Consider the following 13,527-nt stretch of genomic DNA (forward strand, 5'->3'; position numbering starts at 1 on the left):
GACTTGGAAGCCGTTTCAAAACGATTCTGGCGTCGTTGCGGGGCCTTGCCGTACGACTTGTACTGTCTGCGGCCCCGCGCCTAGCCATAACCGCTTCGCTTCATTCTGAAACAGCTTCTTAGGCCTTCACTGCTGCCAGCGCCGAGTTCAGCGTCTGGCTCGGGCGCATCACGGCTTCCAGCATGGCGGCGTCCGGCATGTAGTAGCCGCCGATGTCCACCGGCTTGCCCTGCACAGCGCCGAGTTCGCCGATGATGGTCGACTCGTTGTCCGTCAGCGTCTTGGCCAGCGGCGCGAAGATCTTCGCCAGCTCGGCGTCGCCCTTCTGCGCGGCCAGTTCCTGGGCCCAGTACATGGCCAGGTAGAACTGGCTGCCACGGTTGTCGAGCTGGCCGGTCTTCGGCGACGGGCTCTTGGCGTTGTCCAGCAGCTTGCCGGTGGCGGCGTCCAGCGTCGTGGCCAGGATCTTGGCGCGTTCGTTGCCGGACTTGATGCCCAGCTCTTCCAGCGACACGGCCAGGGCCAGGAATTCACCCAGCGAGTCCCAACGCAGGTGGTTTTCTTCCACGAGCTGCGCGACGTGCTTCGGTGCCGAACCGCCCGCGCCGGTTTCGTACATGCCGCCACCTGCCATCAGCGGCACGATCGACAGCATCTTGGCGCTGGTGCCCAGTTCCATGATCGGGAACAGGTCGGTCAGGTAGTCACGCAGGATGTTGCCGGTCACCGAGATGGTGTCCAGGCCGCGGATCACGCGCTCCAGCGTGTAACGCATGGCGCGAACCTGCGACATGATCTGGATCTCCAGACCGTTGGTGTCGTAATCCTTCAGGTACGTTTCCACCTTCTTGATCAGCTCGGCCTCGTGCGGACGGTACGGGTCCAGCCAGAACACGGCAGGCATGCCCGAATTGCGGGCGCGCGTGACGGCCAGCTTCACCCAGTCGCGGATCGGGGCGTCCTTGACCTGGCACATGCGCCAGATGTCGCCTGCTTCAACCTGCTGCGTCAGGGCGGTCAGCACTTCGCCGGTGGCGTTGTCGACGATGCGGGCTTCGCCGTCTTCGGGAATTTCGAACGTCTTGTCGTGCGAACCGTACTCTTCGGCCTTCTGGGCCATCAGGCCGACGTTCGGCACCGTGCCCATCGTTACCGGATCAAACGCGCCGTTGGTCTTGCAGAAGTTGATGATTTCCTGATAGATGCGGGCGAACGTCGATTCCGGAATCAGGCACTTGGTGTCCTTTGTGCGGCCGTCCGCGCCCCACATCTTGCCGCCGATACGGATCATGGCCGGCATCGATGCGTCGACGATCACGTCGTTCGGCGCGTGCAGGTTCGAGATGCCCTTGGCCGAATCCACCATCGCCATTTCCGGGCGATGTTCGTGGCAGGCGTGCATGTCGCGGATGACTTCCTCGCGCTTCGATTCCGGCAGCGTTTCGATCTTGGTGTACAGGTCGACCAGGCCGTTGTTGACGTTCACGCCCAGTTCATCGAACAGCTTCTGGTGCTTGGCGAACGCATCCTTGTAGAAGACCTTGACGGCGTGGCCGAACACGATCGGGTGCGACACCTTCATCATCGTCGCCTTCACGTGCAGGCTCAGCATGACGCCGGTCTTGCGCGCGTCTTCCATCTGGTCTTCATAGAAGTCCAGCAGGGCCTTCTTGCTCATGAACATGCTGTCGATGACTTCGCCGTCCAGCAGCGCGACCTTCGGCTTCAGCACGATGGTCTTGCCGCTCTTGGTCAGCAGTTCCATGCGGACTTCGCGTGCGCCGTCCAGCGTGATCGACTTTTCGCCATGGTAGAAGTCGCCGTGCTTCATGTGGGCGACGTGCGTGCGCGAGGCCATGCTCCACTCGCCCATGCTGTGCGGGTGCTTGCGGGCGTAGTTCTTGACGGCGGCAGGCGCGCGGCGGTCCGAGTTGCCTTCGCGCAGGACCGGGTTCACGGCGCTGCCCAGGCACTTCGAGTAGCGCTTCTGGATGGCCTTCTCTTCTTCGGTCTTCGGATCTTCGGGGAAGTCGGGGATCTTGTAGCCCTTCGACTGCAGTTCCTTGATCGCGCTGACGAGCTGGAACACCGAGGCGCTGATGTTCGGCAGCTTGATGATGTTGGTGTCCGGGTCTTGCGTGAGCTTGCCCAGTTCGGCCAGGTTGTCCGGCACACGCTGTGCTTCGGTCAGGAATTCGGGGAATTCGCCCAGGATACGGCCAGCGACCGAGATGTCGCTGGTCACGACGTTCACGCCGGCCGGGCCAGCGAACGTGCGGATGATGGGCAGGAAGGCACTGGTGGCCAGCAGCGGAGCTTCGTCGGTTAGGGTGTAAATGATGGTTGGCTGCTGGTTGCTCATCGCTTATCTCGCATCAGATTCAGGTTGGGAAATGCCTCTTCCGGGTCGCGGTTCGAGGCAAGACTCGAATTTTGCCTGATTTTGCATGGCGGAGGTGCAATCCTTCATGTGAAATTTACGCAATGTATGCAGCCGCATTCACCATCGGTCTGGCTATCACCCCGTCTTCATGCTGCCATTTGCGTTCAAAATCATCGATTTAGCCAATGACAGGAATCGATGAAAAACCATCATTCTTATATCTTATAGAAGAGTCCCACTGGCGAACTCGGGAATAACGGCTTATCTATGTGCCTCAAGGGCCATTTTTGTGATTTGGATGGGCGGCCAGACCCATTCATGGGAATCGGCATCACGGACCGGTCGCTCAGTGCGTACCGTTGTACGGGAAGCGGCTCTGCCGGGCCATCTGCGCAAGGTGATCGCGCAGATGGCCGATCTCGGCGGCCAGGTGCAGCGTCAGGAAGGTATGGGAGCTGTGGCCGATCGAGGGGTCATCCGGATGCGGCTCGGGCAGCGGCAGGTTCAGTTGCACCATGGATTCGTCGCCGGACTCGAGCGCGCTGGCCATTTCCAGCAACAGATCGCGGATGTGGCGTTCCTCGTCCGTCGGCTCGGCCGCCACGGGGTCGATGGCCGCGAGCATTTCCAGCGCGCTGATGCAGACCCGCGCGCTGTGTTGCACCTCCTCGAGATCGGTCGTCGGCACGCCGGTTTCCTTCGCGACGGATGGGATCAGGCTGCGCAACTGCACCATCGACGCCGAGAGCTTCATCATGTCCTGCTGCCGCTCTTTCTCGTCCCGCATCCCGCGCGCGATCTTCGCGTGGACGGCCGCGCAGCTCCGCAGCATGCCGGCCAGCTTAAAGCGCCAGGAGTAGGAAGCATAGGCAGGCAGCGCGAACGAGAAGGCCAGCGCGATCACCGTGCCGATCAGTACATCGAGCGTGCGCCACAGGGCATCCTCGACATGCTGGTTGCCATGGCCTGCCGTGATGACGACGGTAATGGCCGCCAGCAGCGCGATGTACCCGCCTTTGCCCACGGCGTGGTAAGCGCAGTAGCCGCAGATCAGGGCCAGCAGCAGCCAGGTGAGTACAGGGATATGGAAATAGGCTTCCTGCAGGATCAGAAGCAGTCCGAGGAATGCGCCGATCACCGTGCCGACGCCGCGCTCGGCGGCGCGCCGGCGGATGTTGCCGTGGTGCTGCAGGCCGCCGATGACGACCAGAACGGTAATGGTGGCCCACTCACCGTGCGGGATGTGAATGCCGGTGGTGAGCGCAATCGAGACCAGCAGGGCCAGCGCCACGCGCACGGCGTGAAAGATGCGGGCCTGACGGAATCGTCGGTCGGGGTCGAACAGCGCGCTGGTTGTCTTTCGCAGGGCCTCGAACATGGCGATCACCGAAAAGTGAACGCTTCGAGTGTATAGAGCGGAACCCGGGTTCCGCAATGTTTACATCCCGGCGCAGGAATACCCGGGTGCGGGGCCGCACCCGTCGCGGTCGGGGTGTGTGTCAGCCAGCGGCCAGACTGACGCCGCCCGCGGTGGCGCTTGCCTTGCCGTTGCGGCCGTACATTTCGTTCGGGCCGGCACCGCCCTGGCGCAGTACCTGGATCGCTTCCTGCGTGAATTCCAGATGCGCGTTGACGATGGCGCCGTTGAGTTCGTTGGCGTCGCGGGCCTTGTGGGCAAAGAACACCACCTTGCGCCACGCTTCGGCCACGCCCGGTTCGAGCGGGCCGCCGATCAGCAGTCCGCCGGCGCCCACGCGCAGCTTCAGCGCGATCATCTGCGCCTCGCGCGCGGCGGTGGCGCGGGTCAGCGCCTGAGCCAGTTCCATCTTCTTGCCGAGCAGATCGGTCAATGCCTGGAAGTCCTGTCGCTTGATGGCCTCGCGTTCATCCGCAAGGGCGCGGCCAAAGGCCGCAATGGCGCCGGCTTCAATCGAAAGGGTCTGGATCAGGGCTGCCTGGGTCATGTGAAGTTCAGGGTTTGCTGCCGCCCTGGCTCAGCTCATGGAGCGATGCGAGCAGGCCGTCGGCAATCTTGCTGGGATCGATCTGGATCCGGCCCTCCGCAATCGCCTTGCGCACTTCCGCAACCTTGGCGACATCGATATCACTGTCGCTGTCCTGCAGCAGGCGCGTGCCGATTTCCCGAACCTGCGCGGCCAGCGGGCTGACACGCACGCCGGTCAGGGCGGTGGGATCCGACGACGCGGCGGCACCGCTGGCGGCCGGACGGGCGCCGCCTTCGGATGCCGACGGCTCGGTGGGCCGGGACGAGGGGGAATTGTTGATCTTCACGGTGAAATCCTTGCTGGGTTCCTCTGGCTTATCGGATGCGCTGCCGGAAACTTTAGGATTTTCCGGTGTGGTGCGGCGCGATCGCCTGACAGTTCCGCGGCATTTTCGCACGCCCGGCCCGTGCCGGTTGTGACGTTGCCATTTTCCTGTTGTGCCAAGGCCTCCAGCCCGTGTGACGACTAACTTCCAATGATTTCAGGCCACGGCGAAAAGTGCCGCGGCCGCAATTTTCATCGACTTACTGCTGCAGCACGACCGTATCGCCGCTGCGAACCAGCCCGCTGACAACCTGGCCGTTGCGCAGCCGCACCTGGACCATATTGCCGGTGGCGGCGTCGGTCAGCACCTTGCCTTCGCTGCTGAGCTGGAACGAATCGCCTTCCACGGTCACGTTGACGGTCTGGCCCGATTTCACCGCAATCGGCTTCCGGACCAGGTCGGTGCGCATCGGCGAGCCGGCGGCGATGCGATTGGCGGAGACGGAGCCGTCCACCTGCGACGGGTCGGTCACCACGGCGCGCGGCAGCATGGCCAGATCGCCCTGGCGGACCTCGAGATCGGCGGCGGTAATGGTTTCTCCCGGGCCCATCGCGCGCGCGGCCACATAGTAGTCAGTGAGCACCGACACGCGCGCCTGCATGTAGCGTGTCCACGGCCGGTCACCACCGCAGCGCAATCCTACGTTGACGCGGCCGTAAGGCGCTGCGCCGGGCGGCAGGAACGGTTGGGGATCGACGCACTCCGGCGCGCGGCCGCCCGAGGGCGTTCCCACCTGAACGCTGACCTTGCCGGGCAGCCCGCTGGCCTGGCGCAGCAGGAACTGCTCCACGGCCACGCGCGCCGGGTCATCGACAAACGGCGTGGATGGGGTTTGTGCAGTCACAGGCGTGGCAGCGGAGGGCGCGGCCAGCACTGGCTGGCTCATGGCAATGCCGGCCAGCGCCAACAGCGCGGCGGCCTGGCGATAGAGATTCATGGCGTTCATCCCAGCAAGGATGTATGGGTGGCGCGCCGCCCGTGCGCGATGCGCCGTTGTCATTCAGTGGGGCTCATTGTAGGCAGCGTGGCGCGAGAGACCGCAGCGGAAATGCGCGGGTTTCCCGTCCCTATTCCAGCGATTGGCGTGACAACCCGGCCCCTAAGATGGCAACCCTGAAGAAGCCCGACCGCGGCGCCGGACACGTATACCTGGCCACGCGACGGCGTTCTCCCGCAATGCAGCCATTTGAAGCCACGCAGGAAAGGCAGACATCATGGACAAACTCGACGCAGCGTTCCGCTTCCAGCAGGAAGCCCTGAGCCTGAGGACACAGCGGCAATCGGTGATTGCCTCGAACATCGCGCACGCCGACACGCCAGGCTACAAGGCCCGCGACTTCGACTTCGCCAGCACGCTGGCCCAGTCGGTGGAACGCGGCCAGCGCAGCCAGGGCACGTCGTTGTCCACCACGTCCGCGCGTCACCTGCCGGGGCAGGCACCCACGTCCACCGGCAATGAACTCGACTACCGCATTCCGCTGCAGTCGAGCATCGACGGCAACACGGTCGAAATGGATACCGAGCGCGTGGCCTTTGCCGACAACACCGTCCATTACGAAGCGGGCCTCACGGTGATGAGTTCCAAGATCAAGACGATGCTGGCTGCGATCCAGAGCTGACGGAGACTGCCGTGGGAACGATGAGCATTTTCGATGTGGCGGGCTCGGCGATGGCCGCGCAGTCGCAACGCATGAACGTGACGGCTTCGAACCTGGCCAACGCGGACAGCGCGGTGGCCCCGAACGGGCAGCCGTATCGCGCCAAGCAGGTGATCTTCGAGATGGCGCCCACGCCCGGCCAGAGCGATGTTGGCGGCGTGCAGGTGGCTGGGGTGATGGAAGACACCGCGCCGGCGCGCATGGTGCTCAACCCGAGCCATCCGCTCGCGGACGCCAACGGCTACGTGACGATGCCCAACGTGAATCCGGTGGAAGAGATGGTCAACATGATCTCCGCATCGCGTTCGTACCAGGCCAACGTGGAGGTGCTCAACACCGCCAAGAGCATGATGCTGAAGACGCTGACCATCGGTCAGTGAAGCCCAACCTTCCGAAACTCCAGGACTAGCCGGAACCCACCATGACCACCACTTCCAACGTTGGCAGCAGCACCACTTCGGCTGTGAACCAGGCACTGCAGAACGGCAGCGCCAGCGCCGCCGACCTGCAGAACCAGTTCCTGACGATGCTGGTGACGCAGATGAACAACCAGGACCCGCTCAATCCGCTCGACAACTCGCAGCTTACTTCGCAGCTCGCGCAGATCAGCACCGTGAGCGGCCTGCAGACAATGAACACCACGCTGACCCAGTTGCTGCAGCAGACTGCCGCGAGCCGCGCGATGGACTCGGCCAGCCTGATCGGCAAGACCGTGATGGTGCCCGGCTCTGCCGTGAGCGTGTCCGGCGGCGTGCCGGGCCAGATCGGCGTGGACATTCCTTCGACCGCCGACAGCGTGACCGTGCAGGTGCTAGATGCCAGCGGCAACGTGGTGCGCACGATCGACATGAAAGGCCAGACCGCCGGTGTCAAGGATGTTGCCTGGGACGGCAAGAACGACCAGGGCAACGCCGTCGCGGATGGCGACTACAGCTTCAAGGTGGCCGCGACGGCCAACGGCAAGGACGTGTTGCCGGTGGCGCTGGTCTACGGCAAGGTGCAAGCGATCAGCGGCGACAGTTCGGGCGTGCTGGTCGACCTCGGCAACGGCCAGACCGCCAGCGTCGACGACGTACGCCGCATTTCCTGAACGCATTTACATATCACCCGGTCCGGCATACGCGCGGGCATTTCACGAACGACAGCCTACATAGGGGTTAATCATGGGTTTTGGTCAAGGGGTAAGCGGCCTGAACGCCGCGGCGTCCAACCTGGACGTGATCGGCAACAACATCGCCAACGCGAACACGGTTGGCTTCAAGCAATCGACCGCGCAGTTCGCGGATGTCTACGCAGGTTCGAAGATCGGCCTGGGCACGCGTGTGAATTCGGTGGTGCAGTCGTTCACCAACGGCAATATCTCGTCGACCGGGCGCAACCTCGACGTGGCCATCAGTAACGGCAACGGTTTCTTCCGCCTGGCCAGCACGGACGGCGGGGTGTACTACTCGCGCAATGGCCAGTTCCAGCGCCTGGACGATGGCCGTCTGGTCAACGCGTCGGGCCTGCAGGTCACCGGTTACCCGGCTGGCACCACGGCAGGCGGTGTGGCACCGCAACCGATCGTGATCAGCAACGCGCAGATGCCGCCGCAGGCCACCACGAACATCAAGGCCCAGTTCCAGCTCGATTCGCGCAGCACGGTACCGACCAACGCGTTTGTCAGCACGCCGGGCGCCAACCCCCCCGCGCTGCCGAACTCGACCATGTTCAACTACAGCACGGCGATGACGGTGTATGACTCGCTGGGCAACAAGCAGCAGCTCACCGCGTACTTCGGCAAGAGCATCCCGGCGACGAACCCGGCACCGCCCAACGCATTCGGCGGCACGGACTGGGACATGAACGTGACCGACGCGTCCGGCAACGTGCTGCAGACGGTCACGCTGTCGTTCGATGCAAACGGCATGCTCAAGGCGCCGAGCGCCACCACGATGCCGACGGTCACGCTGCCGGCCGCCAATGGCGCCGCGGCGATGACGGCTACGCTGGATCTGTCGGGCACCACCCAGTTCGGCGCGGACAACGACCCGAAGAGCATCGTGCAGAACGGTTTCACGTCGGGCTCGCTGCTGGGCTTCTCGGTGCAGTCAGACGGCACGATCCTCGGTTCGTTCTCGAACGAGCAGACGAAGTCGCTGGGCCAGATCGCCATGGCCGCGTTCGGCAATGCCGAAGGCCTGAAGCCGGAAGGCAACAACGTGTGGTCCGCCACCGGCGCCTCGGGCCAGGAACTGCTCGGCGTGGCCGGCGGTTCGATGGGCACGCTGCAGTCGGGCTCGGTGGAAGAGTCGAACGTGGACCTGTCCGGCCAGCTCGTGAACCTGATCGTCGCCCAGCGCAACTACCAAGCCAACGCGCAGACCATCAAGGCGCAGGACACGGTCATGCAGACGCTGGTGAACCTCTGATCTCAGCCTGAACTTCAAGCAGCGTCATGGACCGCATGATCTACACCGCCCTGTCGGGCGCCAAGCAGATACTCGACCAGCAGGCCGCGGTATCGAACAACCTGGCCAATGCATCCACAACGGCCTTCAAGGCGCAGGTCAACATGTACCGCGCCGTGCCGGTGGTGGGGCAGGAGGCGCAGACACGCGCCTTCACGCTGGCCTCGACGCCAGGCGCCGACATGAAAGCCGGTCCGCTCAGCTACACGGGCCGCAATCTGGACGTGGCGCTGCAGGGCAACGGCTGGCTGGCGGTGCAGATGCCGGACGGCTCCGAGGCATATACCCGAGCAGGATCGCTACAGGTGTCGCCGGACGGGCAGCTCCAGACCTCGCTGGGCCTGCCGGTCATGGGCGACGGTGGTCCGATCGGGATTCCGCCCGGTTCCACGGTGTCGATCGGCACCGATGGAACCGTGACCGCGCGTGGCCCGGGCGAGGCCGCGAACGGCCTGGCCCAGGTAGGAAAGCTGCGCGTCGTCACACCGCCGCCCGAAGGGCTGGCGCGTGGTGACGACGGCTATTTCCGTCTGCGTCCGGGCGTGGACCCGCTTCAGCAGGACCCCAACGTCCGCGTGATCTCCGGCGCGCTGGAAGGCAGCAATGTCAACCCGGTCGACTCCATGGTGGAAATGATCGCCAATGCGCGCCGCTTCGAGATGCAGATGAAGATGATCACGGGCGCCGACAGCAACGACCAGCGGGCTAACGCGCTGCTCTCCAACAATTGAAGCGCGCGGCCTTGAAGCCGGCGCGGAAAAGCTAAGACAAGGAACACCATGATCCGCTCTCTCTGGATTGCCAAGACCGGTCTTGATGCGCAGCAGACGCAGATGGACGTGATCTCGAACAACCTGGCCAACGTGTCCACCACGGGCTTCAAGCGCAGCCGTGCCGTGTTCGAGGAAATGATGTACCAGACGATCCGCCAGCCGGGCGCGATGTCGTCGGACCAGACGGTGCTGCCGTCCGGCATGCAGATCGGTACTGGTGTGCGTCCGGTGGCAACCGAGCGTATCCACACGCAAGGCAACCCGCAGCAAACGGGCAACGCCAAGGACGTGGCCATCATCGGCAACGGCTTCTTCCAGGTGACGATGCCCGACGGCACCACCTCCTACACGCGCGACGGTTCGTTCCAGGTGGACCAGAACGGTCAGCTGGTCACGTCGAGCGGTTTCGTGATCAACCCGGCCATTACGCTACCGGCCAACTACACCTCGGTGAACATCGCGCGTGACGGCACGGTGACCGTGATGCAGCCGGGCTCGACCAACGCAGCCACGGTGGGCCAGCTTCAACTCGCCACGTTCCCGAACCCGACCGGGCTGGAAAGCATGGGCGAGAACCTGTACGTGCAGACCGATGCCTCGGGCGCGCCGAACACCACGGTGCCGGGCCTGAACGGCGCGGGCACGCTGCAGAACAACTACGTCGAAGCGTCGAACGTGAACGTGGTGGAAGAACTGGTGAGCATGATCCAGACACAGCGTGCGTACGAAATCAACAGCAAGGCGGTGCAGACGTCGGATCAGATGCTGCAGCGTCTGACCCAGATGGGATAAATGGCAATGACCATGGCCGCCACTCGCTCTGGCTCTCGCATCGTCGCATTCGTCGCGCACGCCATCGTCGGCCTGGCCGCGCTGGCCAGCGGCGGCTGCGCGATGATGCCCAAGGAGCCGCTCGTGCAACTGCCCACCACAGCGCGCGCCGAATCGCGCCCGGTGAGCGCGCCCACGGGCTCGATCTTTGCGTCTTCCTATGCGGCGGGCAATCCGCTGTTCGAGGACAGGCGGCCACGCAACGTTGGTGACATCCTGACCATCGTGATCACGGAGAACATCAACGCCAGCAAGAACTCGGGCTCCAATGCCAGCCGCGCCGGCAACAGCACGCTGAGCTTCAACGCGGTGCCGCGCGCGCTGGCTGGGCTGTTCAGCTCCGCTTCGAACGCCGACATCGGCGGTACCAACACGCTGAAAGCCAGCGGCGGGTCCTCCGCGACCAATACGTTCAACGGCACCATCACGGTGACTGTGCTGGAGGTGCTGCCCAACGGCAACCTGGTGGTGTCCGGCGAAAAGCAGATGGCCATCAACCAGGGCGCGGAGTTCATTCGTTTCTCGGGCGTGGTCAATCCGCGCACGATCACTGGCGACAATGGGGTGCTCTCCACCCAGGTGGCGGACGCGCGTATCGAGTACACCGCCAAGGGGTATATCGACGAAGCACAGAACATGGGCTGGCTGCAGCGCTTCTTCCTCAATGTCCTTCCGTTCTGATTCCGCCATGTTTTTGCCTCCGATGCCTTTCCACAAGCCAGGCTCGCTTTTGGGCACCCCGCCCGGCCTTCATTCCCGCTCAGGTCGCGCGGTCTTTCTTGCTGGCCTGCTGCTCGCGCTCTTCCTGGGCCTGGGCTTTGGCCACGCACATGCGGAACGCCTGAAGAACCTGGCGACGTTCCAGGGCGTGCGCGACAACCCGCTGGTGGGCTATGGCCTGGTCGTGGGGCTGGACAACACCGGCGACCAGACCATGCAGACGCCGTTCACCACGCAGAGCTTGCAGAACATGTTGTCGCAGCTTGGCATCACGCTGCCAGCAGGCAAGAACATGCAGCTCAAGAACGTGGCGGCGGTGATGGTGACCGCAGCGCTGCCGGCGTTCGCGCAGCCTGGCAGTCAGCTCGACGTGGTGGTGTCGTCGATGGGTAACGCCAAGAGCCTGCGTGGCGGTACGCTGCTGATGACGCCGCTCAAGGGTATCGACGGGCAGGTGTACGCCGTGGCGCAGGGCAACATGCTGGTGGGCGGCGCGGGCGCGTCGGCCAACGGCAGCAAGGTGCAGATCAACCAGCTCGCCGTGGGCCGCATCGCCAACGGCGCCATCGTAGAGCGCGCCGTGCCTTCCTTCCAGCCGGAAGGCGGCTTCATGAACCTCGAACTCAAGGACACCGACTTCGGCACCGTCGAGCGCGTGGTCGAGGCGATCAACCGCAATCTGGGCGCGGGAACTGCCACCGCCATGGATGGCCGCGTGGTGCAGGTGCGCACGCCGCAGGCGTCATCGGCGCGCGTGGGATTCATGGCCCGGATCGAGAACCTCGACGTGACGCCGGCCAAGGCCGCCGCCAAGGTCATCCTGAATGCCCGCACGGGCTCGATCGTGATGAACCAGGCCGTGACCGTGGAAGACTGCGCGATCGCGCACGGCAACCTGTCGGTCGTGATCAATACGCAGCCGGTCATCAGCCAGCCGGGGCCGTTCAGCCAGGGTCAGACCGTGGTGGCGCCGGTGTCGCAGATCGACATGAAGCAGGGCGGTGGATCACTCCAGATCGTGAAGGCCGGCGCATCGCTGGCGGCAGTGGTGAAGGGCCTGAACGCGCTTGGCGCGACCCCGGCCGACTTGCAGACGATCCTGGAAGCCATGCGTGCTGCGGGCGCCCTGCGCGCCGAGCTGGAGATCATCTGATGACGGGCTCGACGCTCTCCGGACAGTCCGACATCTCGCAGCGCTTCGCGCTCGACACGCAAGGGTTCGAGGCGCTCAAGAACCAGGCGCGTGCCGGCAACAACAGCAGTTCGCTGCAGGCCGCCGCCAGGCAGTTCGAAGCCGTGTTCACGAACATGGTGCTGAAGAGCATGCGCGATGCGACGCCGTCGGACGGCCTCTTCGACAACGAGCAGACCAAGCTCTATATGTCGATGATGGACCAGCAGCTGTCGCAACAGCTCTCCACACGTGGTATCGGTTTGGCCGACGTCATGATCCGCCAGCTTGCGCGCGCCACGGGCCAGCAACTGCCGCCGAACATGGCAACGGCCGGCGGGGTCACCGCCGCAAGCATCCAGGACGCCCAGATGGCCGGCCTGCTCGATGGCCGTGGTGCGACCGATGCCGATGGTCCGGCAGTGCCGGTGGGCACGACGCTGCCCGGCCCGGCGTGGAACCCGACCGCCGGCGTGCGCCAGTACCAGAATCAGTCGGACTGGCAGGGCAACGGCCAGTCTCAACTGGGACAACTGCCCAACGACACGCCCGAACACATCAGCAGCTTCGTCAACCGCATGGCAGGCCCGGCAATGGTCGCGTCGCGCGCATCGGGCGTGCCGGCCAAGCTGATCGTTGGTCAGGCCGCGCTCGAATCGGGATGGGGACGCCGCGAGATCCTCAATGCGGATGGCTCGACGTCGTTCAACGTCTTCGGCATCAAGGCCGGTGCGAACTGGAAGGGGCCGACGACCGAGGTGCTGACCACCGAATACGTCGATGGCCAGCCGCAGAAGGTGCGTGCCCGCTTCCGAGCCTATGGCTCATACGAAGAGGCTTGCAATGACTATGCGCGGCTGCTGACCTCCAACCCCCGTTACGCGGGCGTGGTGGCGGCAAACAGCGCCGATGAGGCCGCCCACGGCTTGCAGCGCGCGGGCTATGCCACCGATCCGGCCTACGGCGAGAAGCTCGTCCGGATCATGAAGAAGGTTTCGACCTGAAGCATTGCGATAGAGGGTGGGTCCCCTATGCCGCGTTGTGGACGAGGGGAGGGAACAATCGGTGAACCTGCATGGCGCGGCGCTTTTCAGCCGCGCTATTGGCATTTGTGGAAGCAGTTCTTCATGAGAGTACGCGCTCACAACTACTCCGCATTTTCACGATTTGCAGCGCTAAAGTTGAGCGACGTTCCGGCCGTTATTCAGCA

Annotated in this window: 14 protein-coding genes; 9 read left to right on the top strand and 5 right to left on the bottom strand. The window is 64.2% G+C overall.

Going from position 1 to position 13,527, the window contains the following annotated elements; all coding sequences use genetic code 11:
- Window positions 1-118: 118 nt before the first annotated feature.
- The 5 genes from B2246_RS22860 to flgA all read right to left on the bottom strand — a co-directional run bounded on the left by B2246_RS22860 (window position 119) and on the right by flgA (window position 5,651).
- Window positions 119-2,362, bottom strand: a complete 2,244-nt coding sequence (locus tag B2246_RS22860; RefSeq protein WP_008641142.1) for an NADP-dependent isocitrate dehydrogenase — start codon at window positions 2,360-2,362, stop codon at window positions 119-121.
- 367 nt (window positions 2,363-2,729) lie between these two features.
- Window positions 2,730-3,761 (bottom strand): FUSC family protein, encoded by a 1,032-nt coding sequence (locus tag B2246_RS22865; RefSeq protein ID WP_035880743.1) that lies wholly within the window; start codon window positions 3,759-3,761, stop codon window positions 2,730-2,732.
- Between the two features lie 121 nt (window positions 3,762-3,882).
- The gene (locus tag B2246_RS22870; RefSeq protein ID WP_008641151.1) at window positions 3,883-4,347 is read right to left on the bottom strand and encodes a flagellar protein FlgN; all 465 of its coding nucleotides are present in this window, start codon (window positions 4,345-4,347) and stop codon (window positions 3,883-3,885) included.
- A 7-nt stretch (window positions 4,348-4,354) separates the two neighbouring features.
- Complete coding sequence (flgM, locus tag B2246_RS22875; protein ID WP_029309689.1) at window positions 4,355-4,675, bottom strand: flagellar biosynthesis anti-sigma factor FlgM; 321 nt, start codon at window positions 4,673-4,675, stop codon at window positions 4,355-4,357.
- A 238-nt stretch (window positions 4,676-4,913) separates the two neighbouring features.
- A complete protein-coding gene (gene flgA, locus B2246_RS22880) occupies window positions 4,914-5,651 on the bottom strand; it encodes a flagellar basal body P-ring formation chaperone FlgA (RefSeq protein ID WP_186426738.1) in 738 nt (245 codons plus the stop codon).
- A 274-nt stretch (window positions 5,652-5,925) separates the two neighbouring features.
- Between flgA and flgB the strand changes: the two genes are divergently transcribed.
- The 9 genes from flgB (at window position 5,926) to flgJ (ending at window position 13,321) form a co-directional block, all read left to right on the top strand.
- Window positions 5,926-6,333 carry a flagellar basal body rod protein FlgB gene (gene flgB, locus B2246_RS22885; RefSeq protein WP_035880745.1) on the top strand — a complete coding sequence of 136 codons (408 nt, stop codon included), beginning with the start codon at window positions 5,926-5,928 and terminating at the stop codon, window positions 6,331-6,333.
- Between the two features lie 11 nt (window positions 6,334-6,344).
- Window positions 6,345-6,752, top strand: coding sequence for a flagellar basal body rod protein FlgC (flgC, locus tag B2246_RS22890; RefSeq protein ID WP_008641155.1), 408 nt, complete (start codon window positions 6,345-6,347; stop codon window positions 6,750-6,752).
- Between the two features lie 41 nt (window positions 6,753-6,793).
- Complete coding sequence (locus tag B2246_RS22895; protein WP_008641156.1) at window positions 6,794-7,462, top strand: flagellar hook assembly protein FlgD; 669 nt, start codon at window positions 6,794-6,796, stop codon at window positions 7,460-7,462.
- Between the two features lie 73 nt (window positions 7,463-7,535).
- The gene (gene flgE / locus B2246_RS22900) at window positions 7,536-8,783 is read left to right on the top strand and encodes a flagellar hook protein FlgE (RefSeq protein ID WP_008641157.1); all 1,248 of its coding nucleotides are present in this window, start codon (window positions 7,536-7,538) and stop codon (window positions 8,781-8,783) included.
- 26 nt (window positions 8,784-8,809) lie between these two features.
- A complete protein-coding gene (gene flgF, locus B2246_RS22905; protein WP_008641158.1) occupies window positions 8,810-9,553 on the top strand; it encodes a flagellar basal-body rod protein FlgF in 744 nt (247 codons plus the stop codon).
- A gap of 48 nt (window positions 9,554-9,601) precedes the next feature.
- Entirely contained in the window at window positions 9,602-10,387 is a 786-nt protein-coding gene (flgG, locus tag B2246_RS22910) for a flagellar basal-body rod protein FlgG (RefSeq protein WP_008641159.1), read from the top strand.
- Between the two features lie 6 nt (window positions 10,388-10,393).
- Window positions 10,394-11,107 carry a flagellar basal body L-ring protein FlgH gene (gene flgH / locus B2246_RS22915; RefSeq protein WP_008641166.1) on the top strand — a complete coding sequence of 238 codons (714 nt, stop codon included), beginning with the start codon at window positions 10,394-10,396 and terminating at the stop codon, window positions 11,105-11,107.
- A 7-nt stretch (window positions 11,108-11,114) separates the two neighbouring features.
- A complete protein-coding gene (locus tag B2246_RS22920) occupies window positions 11,115-12,299 on the top strand; it encodes a flagellar basal body P-ring protein FlgI (RefSeq protein WP_008641168.1) in 1,185 nt (394 codons plus the stop codon).
- On the top strand, window positions 12,299-13,321 hold the full coding sequence (flgJ, locus tag B2246_RS22925) for a flagellar assembly peptidoglycan hydrolase FlgJ (RefSeq protein WP_008641169.1): 1,023 nt from the start codon (window positions 12,299-12,301) through the stop codon (window positions 13,319-13,321). The genes B2246_RS22920 and flgJ overlap by 1 nt, the downstream gene beginning before the upstream one ends.
- Window positions 13,322-13,527: the final 206 nt, after the last annotated feature.

Origin of the sequence: Cupriavidus sp. UBA2010 (assembly GCF_002335265.1) — a bacterium.
Lineage (GTDB): Bacteria > Pseudomonadota > Gammaproteobacteria > Burkholderiales > Burkholderiaceae > Cupriavidus > Cupriavidus metallidurans.